General features: G+C 50.5%; 16 protein-coding genes. 5 read left to right on the top strand and 11 right to left on the bottom strand.

The features are described from left to right. Positions 1-57 precede the first annotated feature (57 nt). Entirely contained in the window at positions 58-1,077 is a 1,020-nt protein-coding gene (locus AC4BAN_RS15385; RefSeq protein ID WP_490565301.1) for an N-acetylmuramoyl-L-alanine amidase family protein, read from the bottom strand. A 278-nt stretch (positions 1,078-1,355) separates the two neighbouring features. On the opposite strand from AC4BAN_RS15385, the gene AC4BAN_RS15380 reads away from it, so the two are divergent. After that, positions 1,356-2,342, top strand: coding sequence for an aldo/keto reductase (locus AC4BAN_RS15380; protein WP_490565300.1), 987 nt, complete (start codon positions 1,356-1,358; stop codon positions 2,340-2,342). 285 nt (positions 2,343-2,627) lie between these two features. Here the strand turns inward: AC4BAN_RS15380 and AC4BAN_RS15375 are convergent, their stop codons facing one another. The 4 genes from AC4BAN_RS15375 to AC4BAN_RS15360 all read right to left on the bottom strand — a co-directional run bounded on the left by AC4BAN_RS15375 (position 2,628) and on the right by AC4BAN_RS15360 (position 10,418). Next, the gene (locus AC4BAN_RS15375; RefSeq protein ID WP_490565299.1) at positions 2,628-5,525 is read right to left on the bottom strand and encodes a PD-(D/E)XK nuclease family protein; all 2,898 of its coding nucleotides are present in this window, start codon (positions 5,523-5,525) and stop codon (positions 2,628-2,630) included. A gap of 265 nt (positions 5,526-5,790) precedes the next feature. Next, positions 5,791-6,225, bottom strand: coding sequence for a VOC family protein (locus AC4BAN_RS15370; protein ID WP_490565298.1), 435 nt, complete (start codon positions 6,223-6,225; stop codon positions 5,791-5,793). A gap of 105 nt (positions 6,226-6,330) precedes the next feature. Next, on the bottom strand, positions 6,331-9,693 hold the full coding sequence (locus AC4BAN_RS15365; RefSeq protein WP_490565297.1) for a UvrD-helicase domain-containing protein: 3,363 nt from the start codon (positions 9,691-9,693) through the stop codon (positions 6,331-6,333). 185 nt (positions 9,694-9,878) lie between these two features. Then, on the bottom strand, positions 9,879-10,418 hold the full coding sequence (locus tag AC4BAN_RS15360) for a hypothetical protein (RefSeq protein WP_490565296.1): 540 nt from the start codon (positions 10,416-10,418) through the stop codon (positions 9,879-9,881). Positions 10,419-11,069: 651 nt separating this feature from the next. Between AC4BAN_RS15360 and AC4BAN_RS15355 the strand changes: the two genes are divergently transcribed. Continuing rightward, positions 11,070-12,926 carry a DEAD/DEAH box helicase gene (locus tag AC4BAN_RS15355; RefSeq protein WP_490565295.1) on the top strand — a complete coding sequence of 619 codons (1,857 nt, stop codon included), beginning with the start codon at positions 11,070-11,072 and terminating at the stop codon, positions 12,924-12,926. A gap of 403 nt (positions 12,927-13,329) precedes the next feature. Here the strand turns inward: AC4BAN_RS15355 and AC4BAN_RS15350 are convergent, their stop codons facing one another. The 3 genes from AC4BAN_RS15350 to AC4BAN_RS15340 form a co-directional block, all read right to left on the bottom strand. Then, positions 13,330-13,785: a ferritin-like domain-containing protein gene (locus AC4BAN_RS15350; protein ID WP_490565294.1), complete on the bottom strand. Its 456-nt coding sequence runs from the start codon at positions 13,783-13,785 to the stop codon at positions 13,330-13,332. 78 nt (positions 13,786-13,863) lie between these two features. Further along, complete coding sequence (locus AC4BAN_RS15345) at positions 13,864-15,105, bottom strand: BaiN/RdsA family NAD(P)/FAD-dependent oxidoreductase (protein ID WP_490565293.1); 1,242 nt, start codon at positions 15,103-15,105, stop codon at positions 13,864-13,866. A gap of 99 nt (positions 15,106-15,204) precedes the next feature. Beyond that, positions 15,205-16,032, bottom strand: a complete 828-nt coding sequence (locus AC4BAN_RS15340) for an SDR family oxidoreductase (protein WP_490565292.1) — start codon at positions 16,030-16,032, stop codon at positions 15,205-15,207. Between the two features lie 63 nt (positions 16,033-16,095). On the opposite strand from AC4BAN_RS15340, the gene AC4BAN_RS15335 reads away from it, so the two are divergent. Both AC4BAN_RS15335 and AC4BAN_RS15330 read left to right on the top strand, forming a co-directional pair. Continuing rightward, entirely contained in the window at positions 16,096-17,589 is a 1,494-nt protein-coding gene (locus tag AC4BAN_RS15335) for a phytoene desaturase family protein (protein WP_490565291.1), read from the top strand. Between the two features lie 152 nt (positions 17,590-17,741). After that, positions 17,742-18,629 carry a DNA/RNA non-specific endonuclease gene (locus AC4BAN_RS15330; RefSeq protein ID WP_490565290.1) on the top strand — a complete coding sequence of 296 codons (888 nt, stop codon included), beginning with the start codon at positions 17,742-17,744 and terminating at the stop codon, positions 18,627-18,629. A 66-nt stretch (positions 18,630-18,695) separates the two neighbouring features. Here the strand turns inward: AC4BAN_RS15330 and AC4BAN_RS15325 are convergent, their stop codons facing one another. Beyond that, entirely contained in the window at positions 18,696-19,097 is a 402-nt protein-coding gene (locus tag AC4BAN_RS15325) for a nuclease A inhibitor family protein (protein WP_490565289.1), read from the bottom strand. A gap of 119 nt (positions 19,098-19,216) precedes the next feature. Here AC4BAN_RS15325 and AC4BAN_RS15320 point away from each other — a divergent pair, with 119 nt between their 5' ends. After that, positions 19,217-20,089 carry an SDR family oxidoreductase gene (locus tag AC4BAN_RS15320; RefSeq protein WP_490565288.1) on the top strand — a complete coding sequence of 291 codons (873 nt, stop codon included), beginning with the start codon at positions 19,217-19,219 and terminating at the stop codon, positions 20,087-20,089. 154 nt (positions 20,090-20,243) lie between these two features. Here the strand turns inward: AC4BAN_RS15320 and AC4BAN_RS15315 are convergent, their stop codons facing one another. After that, a complete protein-coding gene (locus tag AC4BAN_RS15315) occupies positions 20,244-20,891 on the bottom strand; it encodes a hypothetical protein (protein WP_490565287.1) in 648 nt (215 codons plus the stop codon). Positions 20,892-21,102: 211 nt separating this feature from the next. Next, positions 21,103-22,302: a dipeptidase gene (locus AC4BAN_RS15310; RefSeq protein ID WP_490565286.1), complete on the bottom strand. Its 1,200-nt coding sequence runs from the start codon at positions 22,300-22,302 to the stop codon at positions 21,103-21,105. Positions 22,303-22,327 lie beyond the last annotated feature (25 nt).

Below are 22,327 nucleotides of genomic sequence, written 5' to 3'. Positions count from 1 at the left end.
CATCTCAAAAGCAACATTGACGGCTGCCATGTCGGTGCGCCTTGGTAAATACATATCTTATTTTCGTGATTTATAATCCAACAGAATGCCTTCGCTGATCCAGTTGGCCAGTGCCTGGCGGTTACTTGGAATGACAAAGCGCCGCTGGTCCAGGTTATTCCGTATGTTGCCTAACTCGATGAACACGGTTGGGGGGTGGGTATACTTTACAACATACAGGCTGCTGCGTTGCGACACGTTCCCGAAGTAGTCGCGATAAGGTTGGTAGCGCTTGTACTTTGCGGTAAAGGTCTGGTGAATATGCTCGGCCAGCTGCTGCCCCGCGCTGCTGTTCTCGTGGTGGTAAAAGAAAACATCAATGTTCTGGCCTTTGCTCCGGCTATCAACATGAATGGCCAACATGCGCTGGTATGCGCCTTTATGGTTAGCGTACAGCGCGTTAATGGCATTGGTGCGCTGCCGTAGCCGCTGTACCTGGCTTACCGAAATGGGTTTACCGGAATAGTTTACCTCGTCTCTATCCATTCTTAATATGCTCTCATCCCGGATACCGTCGTCCTCATCCTGAATAATCATATAAACTGTAGCACCATGTTCCATCAGTAGGCGTGCCAGCCGGATGGTTACATCGTAGGCATATTCGTCCTCGGCCAATTGGTTAGAGCCATACTTGCCCACGGCGCCGGGGTCTGGTCCTCCGTGGCCGCTTACCAGGTAATATACGGCGCCCTTCAGTTGCTGGTCCTGAACTTCCACCCGCGCATAGGCTTTACCAAATAAGGGGATATGCAGTAGGCTGGAGGAGCTTTCTGAATGGGTAGTGTGTGCAGCTTCAGGCGCGTTCGCGGTTTCTGTGGGCAATAAATAGGTTCTGCCGGCAAACAAAGTGTTGTCTCTGCCTAAATTTTTCTTGTTAAGCTGTATGAATGCAGTGAGATGGGCATTGCTCAGGCCATGCCTGCGCAGCAGCGTGTAAATGCCATCCCCATCTTTTGCGACCACTTTTTTATTGGAAATCTGGCTAAAAGCCGGTGATGTAAACAGAAACAGGAACAGCAAAAAGAATATAGGTCGCACAGCAGCTTATTTTTCAACACAAAGGATATTCAAAGCGAAGATGCTAAAAAATGCCGAAACCAGGAAAGTATGGCTAAAAGCGCTTGGCGTTTTCTCTGCCTCCCAGCAGGGATTCATGGAAGGGAACCAGCCATAAGCTCGACCTGCAGACAAGATTCTGTGACAGCTATAATATTTATGATCAGTTAATTACGGCCCGGCCGTATTTAACCATTGCCAAACAGTGCCGTAACTTAAATTTAGTGAAATGATTTTTGTACATATTTTATCAAACCATAATGGAAAAAAGAAAGCTAGGAAAACAAGGATTGGAAGTTTCTGCACTGGGCCTCGGTTGCATGGGCATGTCGGATTTTTACAGTAATCGCAACGATACCGAGTCTGTGGCCACCATTCACCGCGCGCTGGAACTGGGTATAAACTTTCTGGATACAGCGGATATGTATGGCGTGGGATCAAACGAAGAGTTGGTAGGCAAAGCCATCCGCGACAGAAGGGACAAAGTGATACTGGCTACTAAGTTCGGGAACGTACGCGGAGAGGACGGCAGCTTTCTGGGTATAAACGGAACACCTGAATACGTGCGTAAAGCCTGCGAAGCCAGCCTGAAGCGCTTGGGCACCGATCATATTGACCTGTATTACCAGCATCGGGTGGATAAAAACACACCCATAGAAGAAACAGTAGGGGCTATGGCCGAACTGGTGAAGGAAGGCAAGGTGCGTTACCTGGGTTTATCAGAGGCGTCGGTTGCTACCATGCAGAAAGCAGTACGGGTGCACCCGATCGCTGCCTTGCAAACGGAGTATTCGCTGTGGAGCCGCGACGTGGAGGACGAGATTCTGCCTGCCTGTCGCAAACTGGATATCGGGTTTGTGCCATACAGTCCGCTTGGCCGTGGATTCCTGACAGGGCAGATACGGAAATTTGAGGATTTGGCAGCAGATGATTACAGGCGCCAGTCACCGCGCTTCCAGGGAGACAATTTTGAGAAGAACCTGGACCTGGTTCGTAAAATAGAGGAACTCGCCACACAGAAGGGATGCGCACCCTCCCAACTTGCCCTGGCTTGGCTGCTGGCACAAGGAGATGACATCGTGCCGATACCGGGCACCAAGCACCGTAAATACCTGGAGGAAAATGCTGGTGCGTTGGATATTACACTTACTAAAGAGGAGTTGCAACAAATCGATGCGATCGCACCGCAGGGCGTGGCCTCGGGAGGCAGGTACCGCGAAGAGCAAATGGCGAACGTAAATGTATAAGCTTGTAAGTAGATTTTACTCCTGTTACGATCTATAATATACTTTGAAGGTGTTAACCCACCCCTAACCCCTCCGAGGAGGGGAATTACATGCACGAGTAAAACTCCCCTCCTCGGAGGGGGTAGGGGTGGGTTAATCGCAGCTAGGCTTATATGTTTTTAAGTATGCTTCCTTTTGCTACACCTTTCACAAGGGCAACGCAACAGGAAGCATTTATTTTTTAGGACTGCGCAGCCGGTTGCCAAGAAATGGAATTAGAGAACATTGAAGCAACCTTTCATTGCTTTACCTTGCGCAGATTCCCCGGTAGGCGCACCACTGGCAAACATCCAGGTCTTTGGTTTTCCGGATCGGCTCCAGTGGGTCCAGCATGCGTTGCACGATAGTGCGGAGCAGCAGCTCTGACGCCGGTATAAAGCCCAGTTCCATGGCCTGTTCAAAATTAAATTCTGACGAAAGCACTCCCGCATCCAGGTTACGGAAAGACAGTATGCCTGACTTCGGAACTATCTGCTGCAGCTCCACATGCTGCCCATTCTGCAGTATGGTTTCCGGCGAGTCTGCCAAAACACGCTGCAGAATATACTCATAGAGCCACAACTGTCGCGCCTTGGCATACTTGGGGTCCGTTGTAAAATGCAGCTCCACCTCTTCCGGCTTCACCCGCAGTTGGTTCTGTTCCACTTTACCGGTCTTATAGTCGATTACACGCAATTCGTGGCCTGTCAGGTCGATGCGATCTGCTTTCCCTGCTACCCGTACCTGAATGGTTTCAGTTCCTACCTGCACGGGCAGGGTAGTAGCCAGGGTCTCTTCCAGGCGCAGGATGTACAGGGGAAGCTCATCCGACTTTTTCAAATTCTCCAGGTACTTCTCCAACACCTGCACCGCCACCTTGTAGAGCAGGTAGTTCATGCCGCGCTCTGGCTTGGCGCCGCGGGTCACCTTCCGGAACTCCGCCTTTACCTTGCTCGGGAGATCTTGCAGCATGGCCTCCACATGCGGTGCCTCAATGGGGTTGCCATCCTGGGCGAAGGGTTTGAAGAAATCCTCCAGAACCTGGTGCACAATGGTACCGAACTGGTCAGCGCCTAACTGTTCCTCTACTTCCTCCATTTCCCGCATTTTGGCGATGCGGGTAAAGTAGTATTGCAGGGAGCAGTTCACGTACATGTTCAGGTGCGAGGGGTAAAGGCCTTTTCCAAGCTCTTTTCTGATCTGGGCAAGGGTGTTCTCGTCCTTTTCGATCAGGATATCCTCGTTGTAGGCGCGTGTTAGCACCTGCTCCACAGCGGCTGTCATATCCTTAAACCGTATGCGCGGGTTGCGCAGGGCCAGGTCGTTTTGCAGTTGCAGTATAAACCGGCTCTTCTCACCGGACCCGTAGGTGTCGGAAGGCAGCACATAAAGCAGGTTTACGCGCTTGGCGCGCTGCAGCAGGCGGTAAAAGTTATACGCCATCGCTCCCTCGTTCTCGGCATAGGTGGGCAACCCGAATTGCTTCAGCACGTCGTAAGGCAGCAGCGACTCATGGCGCTTCGGGGCCGGTAGCACGTTCTCGTTCACTGAGAGTATGATCAGGTTCTCAAAGTCAAGCGCGCGTGTTTCCAGCATACCCATGATCTGCACATCCGAGATAGGCTCTCCGCTAAAAGGCAGGCGCGTTTGCCCAATAAGCTCATACAGGAACTTCTTGAAGCTGCGAACCGAGATCTTCTGCTCCCGGCAGTCGAAAATGGTATCGAGGCGCTTTACCAATGTATAAAAGATGTACAGGTACTCTGTTTCGATGGTGTTGTGGCCGTGGGTGTATACCTCGCGCAGCAACTCGATCAGGCGGTACATGGCTGCGATGATGTCTTCGCAGTCGCGCCAGGTTTGGAACAGAATGGCAAAGAGCGGGTGCTGCTGGCTGCTTTCCAGCAGTTCCTCGGCCCGGATCAGCACTTTGTTCTCCAGCACCATGCACTCCAGCACCGTCTGTATCATGCCATGGTATCTTTTCTGGGCAGGATCATCGTTCAGGTGCAGCTCGTACCTTCTGATGAAGGGGTGCGTGAGCAGTTTGGTAACCGACAGGTGATGGTACTGATGCACTTTATAGCCGGAATCCTGTAGCTGCGTGACGCCGGAAAGGTGTACCTCAAACAAAAGGTCGATGAGGTTAAACAGGGGAGTTCCCTTAAAGCTCAACCCCATCGTTACGTTATAAGTCGGGATGTCGTCGGGGATGGAGTGCAGCACAGGCAACAGCAGCGTTTCATCGGGTAGCACGATGGCCACCTGCGCATGCTTGTCCTGCTCCCGAATCTCCTGCAGGAGCTGCCCGGCCAGTTTGCCCTGCATGCTGGCGTTGGCCACCCCGATCACGTTAATCTCCTTTTCGTCGGTTAGCAGTAAGTTTTGCTGCCAGCGCCATTCCGGCAGTTTCCAGGTGCTTTTATACTTTTTCAGGTTACTGCCGGCACGGTTAGGAGTGCCTTCCTCCATGTAAAAATCATCGCTATCGAACAGCACCTCTGCTTTGTCGTGCTTTAGCAGCGTTTTGATGATTTTCTCCTCCGAGGCGGTTAAGCTGTTCAGGCCAATGAAAATGAACTGGTGGCAAGCGCTTTCTTTTGCGATGCTGTCGATGGAATTGGCCACCCGCCGGAAGGCCATACCGGGGTAAGCCTGCTTGTTCTCTAGGAGGCGCTGCTGTAGGTTGTGGTAGGTTTTCTCGATGTTGTCCCAAAGGCTGAAGTACTTGCGCAGGGTAGGGGATATCTCCTTACCGAGAAACTTCGGGTCCCAGCGCTCCAGGGCCTTGGCTTCTGCCAGGTACTCAAACAGCTTGCCGGTATCCACCAGGTTCTGGTCAATGTGGCTGAAGTCGTCGAGCAGGGTGCCGGCCCAGGTTACGAACTGATCAAAATCCATGGTAGGGTCCTGCTCCCGCATCAGGTCATACAGCTCCAGTTGCAGATTGATCGGTTCCACCACATCGGTTTTGGCCAGTTTGCATATAAAGTCTTCCATGGCGTAGACCTCCGGCGACCAGATGGGTTCGGGTGCGGCCTGCGCCAGCGCTGTTTTAAAGAAGAAGCCCGCACGCCGCGACGGCAGCACGATGCACAGGTCGCTGATGTTCTCTTTATACTTTTCGTAAATGTATTTCGCCGTTAGCTCTAGGAAGGTCTGCACAAATTGTGAAAATAAATAAATGGTTGAATCAGGATTTACAGCATCATAGGATGCTCAGATTTTAGCGTTAATCTGAAATTTCATAATATTGATACCGCTAAGCATGTGTGCCTGTACCTCTCCTGTTTGCAGAATAGGTTTGGGGTAATATACCCTTCCCTGGAAAAAGGTTTATACTTTTATCAGATAGCTGCCGCACATAAAAAGTTAAACAGTACACATGGCCTTCCTCTCATACCTTCCTGAATCCTGCAACTCCTGATCCTTAATGTATGGAGGGTGCACTGGTGTTGCCCAAGTCATCCAAAGATAAAAAGGGGTTATAGGCTATTTCCCACAGGTTGTCATCCGGATCGGCGATATAGCCGCTGTACCCGCCCCAGAATACTTTTTCAGGTTGTTTCACCACGCGTGCGCCTTTCTCTGCTAACCGGACCACCAGTTCGTTTACTTCCTGCTCCGAGCGCATGTTATGTGCCAAAGAATACCTTCTGAAACCTGTGCCGTCCGGTTCCACGCCGGCATCGTCCGCCAGCGATTCCTGTGGGAAAAGCGCCAGCTGTATCCCGTTCAGCTGGAAGAAGACCACGCCTTCGGTGCTGCTCTCTGTTGCTTTCCACCCGAACACGTTCAGGTAAAAATCGCGTGCACGTTGCAGGTTCTTAACCCCTATGGTGATAATGGTCAATCGTTGTTCCATATAAATGTGTTGAAAATCCTGCAATTGTAAAAGGAGGAAATAGCTATGACTTATTTTGTTGAATGTTTAAAAGGCCAGCCCTAGTTGCGCTGCCGGTTTTTCGCCTTAATGCCACTCCAGCACTTGTTGCGTATCGAAGTAGTAGAGCAGGCATTTCACTTTTTTATACCCCAACTGCCGGAAACGAACCGCGTAATGATCCAGCCGGCTGCGGTGCTCCGGCTCTGGTGGTGGCAGCCTGAAGGTAATCAAAACAACGGTTTCTCCGGCAAATACTATCCGATCGGGCTTATATAAGTAGGCGCGGGCATCCAGCACCTCCTTCTCATGCTCCACAGCCACCTGGTTAGAGAAATAGGGCGCCAGCTGCGGATGATGCAGCACAACGTCGAGCTTTTCGCGCAGCTCTGCTTTATCCCTTTCACTGATAATGCCTTCGTACACCATTTGTCGCAGCACCTGCTCCAGCTCGGGGGCAAAGGCAATGCGGGCCAGGGCAAAATGCAGCTTGCGGTTAAGCTGGCGCTGTTTTGCCTGGGTCTCAAAATCGAACACGTTGTTGGCGTGCTGCTTTATCTTTAAGCGCTGTTCCCAATCCGTGGACACCAGGTGATCGAGGGAGTAGGTCGGGTGCGACTCAGCCTGGGTGCGGACTACCCGCGGGTTGCCTTTGGCTAACTGATAACAGTGTTTGCCGAATTCCCACAGCTGCTTGTGCACCAGATAACGGTAAAGCAGGTGACTCACGTTCTTTGCCTGCCCCTCCAGCTTAGGTGCCTTACGTTCTTCCAGTAAGTCTTTGGCATTGCCGATCAGGTATAGCCTTTCGATGGGGCGGGTAAGGGCCACATACAGCATGTTCAGGTTTTCGATAAATGTCTTCTCAATCTCGGTGCTGTACTGCTGGGTCAGGATAGTATTCTCTAGTTTGGAACTTATGTTAACTGCAACGCTGCGTAGTTTACCGCTAACTGTAACATCCTCGGGCAAATGGCTCCACATCAGCGAGCCCCTTTTCGGCTCCGTGCCCCAGTCAGCGAATGGGATGATGACGATCGGGTAAGCTAAGCCTTTGGACTTGTGTATACTGGTGATGGTGATGGCATCCCTGTCTTTAGGGGTGTTGATGCTGAGCTTTTCCTTTTGTACATCCCAGTAAGCCAGGAAGTTGTTGAGGTTATTGCTGTGCTTCAGGCTATACTCCAATACCAGGTCCAGGAAACGGAAGAGGTATTCGCTCTCGTTGTTCTGGGCCAGCAGGTTAAAGATGCGGATCAGCTTCTCCGTCAGTTCATAGATGGATAGGTTGCCCGTTTCTCGCTCCAGCACATCAAAGCCAAACACACGGAGCTGATCAAAGAACGACTGGTTCTCTGCATCGTTGGCAATATCGGCGATGGTTTGCGTCATGGCCACATCCGGAATCGTTTCCAGCGACACCTTGCAGACCAGGTACAGGGCCTCTGATTTTGCCAACGTATCATTAGGCCTGTTTAATACACGGAATAGCGCAATGATCAGGTTAATGACCTCGGCAAACTGCAGCGAAAGGGAATCCTGCGAGATGATATCGAACTTGCGCTCTTTCAGGAAATTAGCGATCAGCTTGCTTTTGACATTGGTGCGGCAAAGTATGGCCATGTCTTTCAACGCGTAACCTTCAGCCAATCCCTGCTTCACCAGTTGCAAAACCATGTTCAGGGTGCTCTCGTCGTAGGTCAGTACCTGGTGGCGGGCATAGCCTTCATACAGTACTTCGGTACGGCTGCAGGTATCCAGGTCGTAAGCAAAGTTGTCATCATCATCGTGCGTGAACATCACTTGGATGTGGCCACCGCTGTTTTGACTTCCCCCGGGTACTTTCTGCTTAAAAGACTCGTCGTAAATAGCCGTGAACATGCCAAATTCCGGGTGTCCTTCGCTGACGAAGGAAAAAAGCTCGTTGTTAAAGTCGATTATCTCGGATCGGCTGCGATAGTTGGTTTGCAGGTTATCCGGGAGCAGGGCCTGGTCCACGGATTCGTATCGTTCTTTCAGGAGCGGACCGTGGCGTCGGTTTTCATAAAGCTGCTTGGTCGACCCTTTATAGAGGTGTAGGATTTGCTCCATCTCACCTCCCCGCCAGCGGTAGATGGCCTGCTTGGCATCGCCTACCACCATGCTGAAATAGCCCGATGCCAGGGCGTTATCAACCAACGGCAGTAAGTTATTCCACTGCAGCACCGAGGTGTCCTGAAACTCATCTATCAGGATGTGGTTATACTTTTCGCCGAGGCGCTCATAGATAAAGGGCACAGGCTCCTGCAGCACGATATCGATGATGCGCTTGTTAAACTCTGAAATGTGCACCGTGTTCTTGTCGAGCTTGATTTCCTGCAGGCATTTTTCCAGTTCATTCAACAGCGATACCTTATAAAGGTGCGGCACGATCTGCAGTATCAGGGAGTAGGTGGCTGCAAACTGTTCCTTTATACTTTCAATATGGTTATATAACTCGGTGAGCTGCGGCCTGATGCCATCGATCTGGCTTTTGGTGAAAGCATTGGCTTTGCCGCCGTACCATTTCTCTTCTATTATTGTTTTCTGGGCGTTGCTGTTGCAGTAGTTCAGGTCAATGTCCTTCCGGGTCCATTTGTTGAAATAGCTCCAGATGCCCCGGGTACTTTGGTAAAAGTCGGCAGGGGAGAGGCCTGTATTATCAATGAGTTGAATGGCCTGGTTGCCGGGTTCCTGCACGGCTTCTTCGATCTGCTGCTTTGCCTCAAATAGTTGCTCCCGCACCAGTTTAAAATCCTCGAGGCTCAGCTTTTGCAAGTCTGTAATGGCCTCGTATACCTGCTCGTTAAGCAGGTTACGGGCAAAGTCCCTCAGGTCGTCGGGCAGCATGGTCCAGCTTTTCCCTTCCCGAGCCTTTTCCAGGGCATAGTGCTCCAGGGTTTGGGAAAGCAGGTCGTCCTTTGAGTCCGTTACCTTATCCAGCAGCAAAGAAACAGCGGTTGTGAGCAGGGTGTTCGAGTCCAGGTCCACCTCGAAATTGTGCGGAATGTTCAGCTCGCGGGTAAAGGCCTGCACGATCTTGTTCACAAAGCTGTCGATGGTGCTAACGCTAAAGTCGGAGTAGTTATAGAGTATCTGGCGGAACAGGATGGCGGCACGGCGACGCACCTCCGCTTTGTCCAGCATCTCCTCGTGGTAATCCTGCTGCAACTCAGCTACGATCAAATCGAGCAGCATCTCGCTGTTGGCTTTCTCTTTTTCTGAAAGGTCCGTTTTGTTGAAGTTCCGCAGGGCGGCCAGTATACGCTCCTTCATTTCGGCAGCGGCATCGTTGGTGAAGGTGATCGCCAGCACCGATCTGTAATAATCAGGGTCGGCGGAGTGGAGTGCCAGCTTCAGGTATTCCTTGGTGAGGTGATAGGTTTTGCCGGAACCGGCGGAGGAAGAATATATCTTAAAGAGAGAGGGCATAAGCAGAGGTTCTATACATTAAAGATACACCGATGCGAGCCCATCCTACAACAAATTGCCGAAATGTTTTTAGCCCGGGATGTGTAAGGGTTTCAGCTCCATGCGGTTATCCAAAGTATAAAAAAGAAGAAGCCACCATCCGGGAAGGATTGTGGCTGTCTTTCTATGTTTGGCAGAGTATCGGTTTAGGCGTATACTGCTTCCGAGATTTTAGTTGCCGACTGCTGGCTCGAGGCGAAGTCTTTCACGCATACATGGTACATTACCCGGGCCATGGCCATGGAGTAGTCCGTGATCACGCAATGCTGCTGCTCAGCGCTCATGAGTGCCTTGCTGCCACCCAGGTTGAATTTGCTCAACTCCATTACTTCGTCGAAGTTCTGGCGAAGCATTTTAAGCGCTTTGAAAGAGGGTTCGTTGTAGTACATCGGTATCACCTGGCAGACGGCATAACTACCATTGGAGCGTTCGTTTTTGATCATCTGGCAAAGCGACTCCACGTTGGTACGGTCCAGGTCAGAGATGATCACAAAAAACACTTTTTTCTGACCGATGTCCGACCCGTTCGACGAGGGGCTCCCGAGCAGCATGTTGCGTTTGATTTTTGAACCCTGAAGAAACGATTCGTCCTTCAGGATTTTGTTGTGGATTTTAAAAGCCAATGCACCGGAGGCGATCAGGTTGAAATCTTTACCTTGTGTTGAGATTTTGGAAAAGTGTAACATAGAAATGGACTAAGGGGTTTAAGGTTTTATTTAACTCGCTTTTTCGGATGCTTGCTAGGATGCGCCATTGTGGCTTCCGATTCTCATTAGCGTAGATAAATAGTAGGATCACGCGAATTATCGGGTTACGTGGTGGCGATTCACTTTGTTCTTAATTTCATAAAGGGGTTAAAAGGTTAGTGCTTAGATTACAGGTGCTATTTGTGATTCTACGTTCTTACTACATTAAACAATCAATATATTGTGGCTAAAATGGTGAACGACTGTATAATAAGGGTGAACAGCTGTGTAGAACGAGTGAATAAATTTATAGTTACCTATTTCAATAAAAAATTTAATTATTAATACTAATTTACAAAAATAATGTTAGTATAATTAAATAAATATATTTATCAAGTGAATGAAGGCTTTATCAGGGTGAGCACTGCGGAAGGGGAGGGTTAATCAACATAACCAAGATGATTAGTAAAATCCGTTTATTAATCGTATCTTTGCGCCCGATTTGGATACGGTCTGATTTACTGTATAACTGGTTGCACCATCTGTTGGCCCTGGTTGTTTTTAGTTTGTCGTGTCGTGCTTTTTAGAAGAGCAAGGTTGAAAAACAGGCTGCCTCCAGATGTGTCATATTATTGTTATTAAGTAAATCAAATGAACAAGATCAAATTTGAAGAGCTTCCGCTTTCGCCGGAGGTTCAGCGTGCTATCGCAGACATGGGTTTCGAAGAAGCCTCTCCCATCCAGACAGCAGCCATTCCGGTTGTATTAGAAGGAAAAGACATTATTGGCCAGGCCCAGACCGGTACCGGTAAAACTGCCGCCTTCGGTATTCCGACCATCGAGAGCATTGATGAGAGCGACAGAAGCGTGCAGGCGCTTATTTTGTGCCCTACCCGCGAGTTGGCCATTCAGGTTTCCGGAGAGATCCAGAAGCTGGCCAAGTATAAAAAAGGCATCAGCGTGGTACCTATCTATGGAGGCCAGCCCTACGACCGCCAGTTGCGCGCCCTGAAACAAGGCGTGCAGATCGTGATCGGTACACCAGGACGTGTGATGGACCATATTCAGCGCGGAACACTGGTGTTGGATCGTGTGAAGAAGATCATCCTGGATGAGGCAGACGAAATGCTGGACATGGGTTTCCGTGAGGACATTGAGTATGTGCTGGAACGCATCCCGGAAGACCGTCAGACCATTTTCTTCTCGGCCACCATGTCGAAGCCGATCATGGAAATGACCAAGCGTTACCAGACCGATCCGGTTTTGGTGAAGGTGGTTCACCAGGAACTGACCGTTACCAACATAGACCAGGTATACTTTGAGGTGCGCAGCAGCATGAAGCAGGAAGTACTTTCCCGCCTGCTTGATATGTACAACCTGAAATCTGCGATCATTTTCTGTAATACCAAGCGCATGGTCGATGAACTGGTGTCGAACCTGCAGGCACGCGGTTATTTTGCCGATGCCCTCCACGGTGACCTGAACCAGAACCAGCGCTCTAACGTGATGCAGAAGTTCCGTAATGCTACCCTTGAGATACTGGTAGCCACCGACGTGGCCGCCCGTGGACTGGATGTAGAGAATGTGGAAGCTGTTATCAACTACGACCTGCCACAGGACGAGGAGTCTTATGTACACCGTATCGGTCGTACAGGCCGCGCCGGTAAGTCAGGTAAGGCCTTCTCTTTTGTAGGTAACCGCACCGATGGCTATAAGATCAAAGACATCATGCGCTACACCAAGGCGAAGATCGTTTTACAGCAAGTGCCTTCTTTAGAGGATGTGAACGAGATCCGTACTACTCTTTTCTTTGATAAAGTGAAGGAAGTACTGGATAAAGGACACCTGGCCAAGCATATTGCGCGCATTGAGCGTTTTGTGAATGAAACAGAAGGACATACTCCGCTTGACGTAGCTGCTGCCCTGCTTAAAATGAGCCTGAAGGAGCAGAAAGTAAAGGAAAAAGGTGCTGAGGCTGAGAAAAGCATGCGGGCCACACCGGACGGCATGGACCGCCTTTTCATCACGATCGGTAAGAAAGACAGAGTGCACCCACGCGACATCATCGACCTGCTAAGCCAGAATGCCAGCATCCCGGCCACACAGGTAGGAGACATTGACCTGTACGATAAGTTCAGCTTTGTGGAAGTGCCTAAAGAATATACTGCCGAGATATTACAGAGCTGCTCTCGCCTGGAAGTAGACGGCCGTATGGTAGTGGTGGAGAAATCAGATAAGAAAGGCACCAAAGAGCAAAGCGGCCGCGAAGGTGGCGGTGATGACTTCGGCTTTGCCGGACGCTCAGGTGGCGAACGCCGTCGCAGTAGCGGCGGTGGCGGCTCTTTCAGAGACAGAGACCGTGGCGGTGACCGGGGTGGTCGCGGCGGCGATTCGTTCAGAGGCGGCGACCGTGGAAGCAGAGGTGGAGACAGCCGAGGTGGCGATCGCGATAGCCGAGGCGGCGACCGTGGCGGCGATAGAGGCGGATTCAGAAAAAGAAGATTCTAATTCTGCGCTATAACTGTAACCTTTGCCTATATGAGGCGTAAATAATAACATACAGTTTAAAAGATTCAAAACCTTTTAATAATTGTTAGAATAGGCTGACTTGAAACGTCAGCCTATTTGTTTTTCGATGTATTTTAAAAGGCAATCCAAAGTGCTAAAAATATTATCGCGAGAACTTTATACTTTGGTAACCTCTTGCAGTTGTGGGGCGTAAGAAAGGTATCATAAAAAGGTTGGAAGATTATACCTGCTGCTGATGCAGTAAGATTTAGAAGGGTGAGGTCAGACGGATCTCACCCTTCTTATTTGTTGGGGCCTTGGCTGTGCATGAGCTGGTAACAGGCAGACCAGAAACAAAAAAAGGAGCCGTAGCTCCTTTTTTTGTTTACTTAAAGTATTCTTGTTAGCTTTTTGACTTGGCTGCATCACGCAATGTCCGGATGTGGTCATGTGCTTTTTTAACATCATCGTATTGCTGCTGTACAATGGGCTTCAAGTCACCGGGCAAGTCCTTCTTAAGTGCGTCGCGGTAGGCCTCAACGGCATAATCCTCTCCGCGCTCACACTCCTCCAGCACACGCACACGGTCTTTAGAGGTTAACGCGGATTTCAAGTCGATCCAGGCACGGTGAATGGTTCCCTCAATAGAGCTGGACTCTTTGTCAGTGTGGCCCATTTTGTGCAACTGATCCTGCAGCTCAGTGATCATACTATCGCGTTGCACGGCGTATTTCCTGAACAAGTCCTTCAGGTCTTTGTCCTCCACATCCTCTGATGCGGTTTTATATCCTTTCGCCCCATCCTTGCATCTTTCGATCAAATGGTGTACAGTCGAAAAAACTTCTTTATTGATTTCCATAGTTTTACAATTTTTATTGCTAGTATGCAGATGTACTGGAATTAAATAAAAATTGTTACCTATTTCATCACCGCGCACTCAGTTGCCCGTTTGGGCAGCCATAGCTATTCCAGCCAGATAACCCGCTGTCCAGGCAGCCTGGAAATTGAAACCGCCGGTAATGCCATCTATATCCAGCACTTCGCCTGCAAAGTACAGGCCCGACTGAATTTTGCTTTCCATGGTCTTCATGTTCACCTCGCTTAGGTCCACCCCCCCACAGGTCACGAACTCTTCTTTAAAGGTAGTTTTGCCCTTTACCTCCAGGGGCATGCGAAGCAGGGCTTCCAGCAATCTGTTCGTGCTTTTGCCGGGCAATTCGGTCCAGCGGGTCTGTTCCGTAATATCGGCCAGTGTGCAGAGGGTTTTCCAGAGGCGTTGGGGCAGGTTGAAAAGCGCGTTGGTGACCACTATCTTTTTGGGGTGGGCCACCCGGAACGCTGCAAAATACTCCCGCAATGAATTCTCTGTAAATTCCGGGATCCAATTGACAAGGGCGTTAAACTGATAGCTTTGCTCATGGAAAACCCGAGCTCCCCAGGCAGATAATTTTAGCACAACGGGTCCGCTGTACCCCCAGTGGGTGATAAGCAAAGGGCCCTCGTATTCCAGCTTACTGCCTGCGATCTTAACCCGGGCGCGTGGCACTGATATGCCCATGAGCTCTTTTAAGGGAGAGCCCGGCACGTTGAATGTGAAAAGGGAGGGCACGGGGGGGATGATGTGGTGCCCGATCTCGCGCAGCCAGGAATAGTTTTCGGTTTTCGGACTCCCGCCGGTGCTGATCAAGACTTTATCTGCTACAAGGCTTTGGCCCCCGTTGAGCGAAAGACGGAACTGTGGTTCGGCGCCTGCTGTGCGCGTGACCGCTATCTTATCTACCTGCGTACTGGTTCTGATCTCCACGCCATGTCGCCGGGCTTCCTGGAGCAGGCATGCAATGATGGTCTCAGAGGAATCCGTTACCGGAAACATGCGGCCGTCGGCCTCGGCTTTGAGTTTTACGCCGCGGCTCTCGAACCAGGACACGGTTTCGGCAGCCCCGAAGGTTTTAAACGCTTCTTTAAGCTGTTTGGCGCCCCTGGGGTAATGCTGCGCGAAAACGGACGGCACAAAGTTATGGTGCGTTACATTACATCGTCCGCCACCCGACACCCGGACTTTGGACAGGAGTTTAGATGTTTTTTCGAGTAGCAGAATCTTTGCCCTGGGGTTTGCCTGCGCACATGCAATGGCTCCGAAAAACCCGGCTGCTCCTCCGCCTATCACTACTATCTGCATTGTCTGTACTTGGTATTGGCTTTCAAAAGACAGGATGCCCTGCACTGCCGGTTTAGAGTTACCTAAGTATAAAACAAGGGCTCACCGACTGCAAAGATACTAAAAGAACGCCATTGGGTCCGGGTGCAGGAACGAATAGGAAAGATCATCGAGCAGTTTTTCACTGTTTACCAGCTTAAAATGTGTTTCCTCCATGTCATCGAACTCCGGGGGAACCAACCCGATACGCGCTGCTGCGGCTGTGAAAAAATCCTTTCGCATGGGATGCTGGTCAGCGCAGGCGTTGTAGGTGTTGCCCCATTTCTGTTGCTCCATCACACGCAGCAGAATCTGCACGCAATCGTCCAGGTGGATCAGGTTGACAGGGGCATCGCCGTTGGGCAGGTGCTTTTTGCCCGCCAGGAACCTGCCGGGCTGCCGGCTTCCACCCACCAGACCGCCAAACCGGACCACCGTCGTCATCCAGTCTTCCCTTTCCTGAAACAAACGCTCGGCCTGCAGCAGCATGTTGTCCGGTTCCTGTTCCATGGTAAAACTGATGTCCTCTTCCGTTACTACCCGGTTCAGGTCGCGGTACACCGAAGTGGACGAAACAAACAACACGCGGTTAACAGGCGCATCGGTCAGGGCCCTCAACAGTACATGCAACTGTTTTAGGTAGCTTTGGCCCCCATCGGAGCGAAGTTTCGGCGGGATGTTGAACACCAGCACCTCTGAATCCAGGAAATCAGGCAGCCTGTCGAGGGCCGCTTGCTCCTCCTGCAGATCGATCAGGTAAGGATGAATGCCCTTGTCTTCCAGCAGTTTCAATTTAGAGGGCGTGGTGGAAGAGCCCTTTACGGTATAACCGCTGCGCACCAACTGCTCGGCAAGGGGCAATCCGAGCCACCCGCATCCCAACAAACTAATTACCTGTGCTTCTCCCATAAGTGATTTTTTGCATCTGTAATTGATTTAACAAATATACACCCTAACGGTTTAAGCTTACAGTTGTTTATAATACATAGCAGGCCTGAAGCCGATAATATGGAGTATGATGTGATTTTAGTTGGCTCAGGCTTTGGTTCTTTAACGGCTGCAGCGCTCCTGGTAAAACGTGGGCTGCGTGTATGCGTGCTGGAGCAGGCCAAGTACCCGGGCGGCTGTTCTTCTTCGTTTAAGCGCAAAGGCTACACTTTCGAAACCGGCGCCACCACCCTGGTCGGCCTGGACGAGCACATGCCGCTGCGCCACCTACTGGATGAAACAGGCGTCAGGATCCCGCTAAGAAAACTGGCTGTTCCGATGCAGGTGCATTTACCAGACGGGCAGGTACTGACGCGCTATGGCAACCTGGAGGAGTGGGTTGCGGAGGCGGAACGCGTTTTTGGGGCTGGCAATCAGCGGGCCTTTTGGGAGCACTGTTTCGGGGTAAGCAAATCGGTGTGGCGCACATCGCTCCGACAGAACACGTTTCCCTTCTCAAATATGAAGGATGTGCTGCATGCGGCGCTGCAATTCAGACCCGGGCAGCTGAAGCTGTTGCCAGGCACTTTCCGAACCATGCAGGACCTGTTGCGAAAGTATGGCCTGGAATGCAACCAGCTTTTTGTGGATTTTGTGAACGAGCAATTACTCATTACTGCTCAGAACCAGATGCACGAGGTAAACGAGTTGTTTGGAGCCACAGCGCTGTGCTATACTCTGTTCGGGAACTACTATGTGGATGGCGGCCTGATAAACCTGGTTTCGCCGGTAGTGGAATTTGTGGAACGGGAAGGAGGGGTAGTGAAATACGGGCAGCAGGTGCAACACATACGGCAGCTGCCGAAGGGATATGAAGTTAGCACTAGCAAATCAAGCTTTCGGAGCAGATTTGTGATTAGCGGTATCCCCCTCAACAATACCTTGCATCTTTTCGGGGAATCGGCCGCCGGGTTAAAGCTGCAGAAGCATGTGTTGCCTTCGAAAATGCTGAACGGGGCATTTACAATGGGGCTGGTACTGCAGCATACACCATTGCCGCAGGTGCTGCACCATCAGGTGCATATTCCAAAAGGTTTGCCCTTTATTACCAGTAAAAGTGTTTTCGTGAGTTTCAGTCATCCGGAGGATAGTTGTAGAGCGCAGGCAGGGGAGCTTGTAGTGGCTGTCAGTACCCATGTTGCTGACCCGCAACTTAACCGCATCGGGGAGAAACACCTGCTGGAACAGGCTATACTGACGGCTCTAGAGCGACACGGGCTTTTTCTGCGAGAAAATATCAAGTACATACAATCGGCCACACCCGGCGCCTGGACCTTCTGGACAAAGCGCGCTTATGGGGCAGTGGGAGGGTACCCGCAGTACCGGCACTTAAAACCCTGGCAGATGAAAGACGCCAGGCTGGACCACCGGGGGGCGTATGTGTGCGGCGATACCGTGTATCCGGGGCAGGGAATTGTCGGGGTGTGCCTGAGTGGGATCATTGCGGTGGAGAAACTGGTTCAGGATTATTTCCGGTAAGCAGTAAGCCTTTCTGGCAAAAGGAAGGATTTAAACTGGTTGGTTTATAGTGTTTTAAATAAATAACATAAAGAACCAAAATTTTACTCTGAGATAACAGTAATCTCCTTTTAACATAGCATATTTGGTGTATATAAAAACCCTATATATCTATGCTAAAACATTTACAACGCATGCTGTGTCTGTCCCTGGTGGGATGGATGCTTGTTTCCTGTTCCAAGGACAGTGTAACGCCGGAGGCCACTACCCAGAAGATAGGAGGCCTGAGCGCAGTAGCCAATGCCACCGCCACCAAAGATGGCAACATGGCCATGGGGAACCCGAGTGGGGCTGGCACCAGTTACGCCAACTACCTGATCAACAAATCGCAGTACTCCATGTCGTACAACAGCTACCGGGGCACACCAAACTGGGTAAGCTGGCACCTGAGTAGTGCGTGGTTGGGCAGCACCCCACGGCAGGACGATTTCAGGGCGGACAATTCTTTGCCAGCGGCTTTTTACAAAGTAACGCCCACCGATTACACAGGAAGTGGCTTTGACCGCGGCCATAACTGCCCTTCAGCAGACCGCACCTTAACCGTAACCGATAATTCGGCCACCTTCCTGATGTCGAACATGATACCGCAGGCGCCCAACAACAACCAGAAAACCTGGGCGAACCTGGAGAACTATTGCCGCACGCTGGTAAGCCAGGGCAACGAGCTTTATGTGATCATGGGCAGCTATGGAACAGGCGGAGATGGAACCAACGGCTACAAAACAACACTGGCCAGCGGTAAGGTAACCGTTCCAAACCGCGTTTGGAAAGTGATCGTGGTACTGCCCGTTGGCACCAGCGATGCCAGCCGCGTAACCACCAGCACACGAGTGATTGCCGTGGATACCCCTAATTCAAACTCAGTGAGCAGTACCTGGGGCAGTTACCGCACTACCGTTGATGCCATTGAGGCGAAAATGGGGTACAATCTGCTGTCGAACGTTTCCAGTTCGGTACAGTCCGTGATCGAAGCGAGAGTGGATACCGGCCCCACGCAATAAGTTCCCTTTCCTTTTTCCCTTTCTTAGCCTTTCAGGTCTGTATCTTCTGGCAGACCTGAAAGGCTATCACGTTTCTACCACCAGTGTTTTCAGCCCAGCATAATCCCCGTTTTCAGTCTGCCCGATCAGGTACACAGGAATGGTTACCTCACTGATCTTATAGGCTTTCACATCGTGCAGTAATTCCTGCATCTTATGCTGTAGCTGCTTAAACTTTTCGGAGTTCTCCTTTTGGAGGGCATCGGCATCGGGGTGGGGCTGGGTCATTCTCCTGAAGAAATTGTCGAGTGGCATTTCCTGTACCGAGGTGCCGCCGGGTTTACCATCCCATTCCACCACAGTATCCGGTGTAAAAGGCTCCTCGGGTTGCTCATGAAAATAAAACTCAAAAGCCGCGTCGGTTTCACTCAGCATCAGTAGGCCGCGGCTGGCCTGCTGCAATTCCTGTTTCAGTTGTTCGGTTGTCATAACGGGTTATTAATAGTATAAATGAAGTATTTTTCTGTCTATAAGTTACCTCTATGCTTATCTTTATGTAAATGGGGCCGTAGAGGGCTACTAAATGCATTCCTAAAAAAGCTATACGTATGATCAAAGCAGAACCAATGTTAAAAGAAGGTGCACTGAAGGACAAAGTCATCATCGTGACCGGTGGTGGTACGGGTTTGGGGCGTTCCATGGTTAAATATTTTTTGGAGTTGGGTGCCCATACGGTTATCTGCAGCCGCAAACTGGACGTGCTGGAGCAAACAGCCAAAGAGCTGGAAGCGGAGACAGGGGGACAGGTGCTGCCCATTGCCTGCGATGTACGCAAGTATAACGAGATAGAGGCCATGTTGGAAACCACGCTGGAGCGCTTTGGCCGGGTAGACGCGCTGGTAAATAACGCGGCCGGTAATTTTGTGAGCCCCACCGAACGGCTGAGTCACAAAGCATTTGACGTGGTGACCGATATCGTGTTGAAGGGAAGCTATAACTGCACGCTGGCCCTGGGAAAGCACTGGATCGAGCAAAAGCAGGAGGCCTGTATCCTCAACATTGTCACCACTTACGCCTGGACGGGTTCGGGCTACGTGGTGCCATCCTCCTGTGCCAAGGCAGGGGTACTGGCCCTGACGCGTTCGCTGGCATCGGAGTGGGCCAAGTATGGCATCCGTTCCAATGCGATTGCTCCGGGCCCGTTTCCTACGGAGGGCGCCTGGACACGCCTGTTCCCGAAGCAGCTGGCCGATCAGCTTGATCCGTTAAAGCGTATACCGGTAGGGCGCTTTGGAGAGCATCAGGAACTGGCCAACCTGTCCGCCTACCTGGTGTCTGACTATGCTGCTTTCGTGAACGGGGAAGTGGTAACGATAGACGGAGGGGAATGGCTTTACGGTGCCGGAGAATTTAACAGTTTCGACCAGATTCCGCAGGAAATGTGGGATGCCATGGAAAAGCAGATGCGGGGTAAAGGGTAAGGCAAGGCAACTTAAGTTGCGCTATTTAAAATGCTTTGAAGGTGTAAACCCACCCCTAGCCCCTCCGAGGAGGGGAATTTTTCTCGTGCATGTAATTCTCCTCCTCGGAGGGGCTAGGGGTGGGTTAATCGCTAATGGGTTATAAAAAATACTTTTACTGGCCGTTAGTTAGCAGAAAGATAGCCAGTAAATTTGCGCCAAACGCAATGCCCCAGTTTTTCCATACTTTACCACTCTTAATTTTGCTGGCGCTTTTCTGGTAGCCACTCAAATAATCGGGGTTTTGTAGCAATTCAGCGTTGGGAGCATCTAGGTTCTGCTTTTGAGGCTTGGTAACGGATGTACCAATAGCCGGCACCAAGCCAACCAAGGGCGAAAGCAAGCTTACTACCAGCACGGTGGTGCCTGCCGGCTTATACCCGTCATAGTACTGGAGGGCATCTGACATGCCGTTCTGGTACAATTGCTGCGCGGTGGCAGCAGGCTGTTCTGCTGCTACCGTAGGAGCAAGCGCTGTGGTTCTGTTTGTGCTTAAATCCTGAGAATGAGGCGGCGACGTATCGTTCTGTTCAAACACCTCGTTGGTTTGGTTGGCGTACTGTATCAGCAACACATCCGATTTTGCCATAACATAGGTAGGGCCCTCCGGGTTATGGAAGTTTTTATACCTGACCTCAGAGGTGGTTATCTCCAATACCTTGGTTTCTAACTTCTCTCCTGAGCGCTTTGTAATGATGTCCTGGGCCTGAAGGGAAACCAAGCCAGCAACGGTAAAAAGTAAGGTGAGTACAAGCTGTTTCATGTCAACGTTTGATTTCTGAATTTAGAACTATAAAATTCAAAAATATAGTTTATCAGATATAAAAGCAAGTGCGATTATGCGAATTAGTCCGGGCCTGGAGTTTAAAATTTAGCTATATCCTATTCCTGCGGGGCTGCGTGTAACAAGTATAACTGCACTACTATCTTTAAAAAACTTCACATTACTTTCCTTACAGCGGAAGCGGGAAAAATTAACGTGCCGAATTAGCTTTAAAAACCCGTAGCACGTTGCCTCCGAGTATCTTTTTTACATCCTGGGCGCTATATCCCCGGGCGAGGAGTTCTTTTGTGATGACCGGGTAATCCTGTACGCCATCGAGTTGCTGCGGCGTGGACGTGATGCCGTCAAAGTCGGAACCCAACCCGACGTAATCTACGCCAACCAGTCGAACGATATGATCCAGGTGGTCAAAAAGTATTGACAGGGGAGGGCGTACCTGAAGCACTTCCTCTGGATAAAGGGATTTCATTTTTTCAGCTATATTAGCGCCGGCCCAACCCAGGGCGTCAAGGGAATCCAGTTCTGTTTTGTGTTTAGCCGTAAATGCCTCCAGCCTTTTGTTGAATTTAGGATCAAGAAAGCCGGAGTAAAAGTTGAGCTGTATAACTCCTCCGTTCTTTGCGATGGCTTTTATCTGGTCGTCTTTCAGGTTGCGAGGTACCGGGGCAAGCTGATAAACGTCGCTGTGGGAGGCGAGTACGGGTTTGTTTACGATAGCCATTACATCCCAAAAAGTTTGCTCCCCCACATGACTCAGGTCAACCATCATGCCCAGTTCATTCATGCGTTTTACAACCTGCCTGCCAAATTCAGAAAGTCCTTTTTCGGGGTTAGGTACCGTGCCGGCTGTTTCATCGGCAGCCGAGGAGGCCCAGGGAGTAGAGTTATTCCAGGTAAGGGTCATGTAACGGACACCTTTTTTGTAGAGGCTGTCCAGCTTAGGTAGATCATTATCGATCATATGGCCGCCTTCCACACCGATCAGTGCCGCCAGCTTTTTCTGCTTTACGGCTTTCATAATGTCAGGGTAGGAGGTAGCCAGCATCATCTGTTTCTGGTTTCGGGCTATAACAGCGTGCAGCGTGTCTAGCTGTTTCACGGCAAAGGCATAATCACCCGTCTCATCACTCCAGACAGAGAAGAACTGTGCATCCACGCCGCCCTGTTTAAAACGGGGCAGGTCTGAGTGTGTCTTCCCACGCAGGTCCTTGCTGATATCCATCCCTTCCATAATAGAGATCAACACATCGTTGTGCGTGTCTACCACAATAGCTTCCTGGTGAATCTTTTTATAGGCCTGTGCTTGCGCAAAACTGGCAACAGGCAGTAACAGGGCCACTGTGGCCGTGCTTTTAAGTATAAGTGCTTTTATATTCCGGCTCAGTTCCATAATACCTGCATACACCCGTATAGCA

The organism is Pontibacter sp. GD13, assembly GCF_058216355.1.
The sequence above is the reverse complement of the archived record's forward strand: the minus strand, read 5'-3'. Positions and strand labels throughout refer to the sequence as shown.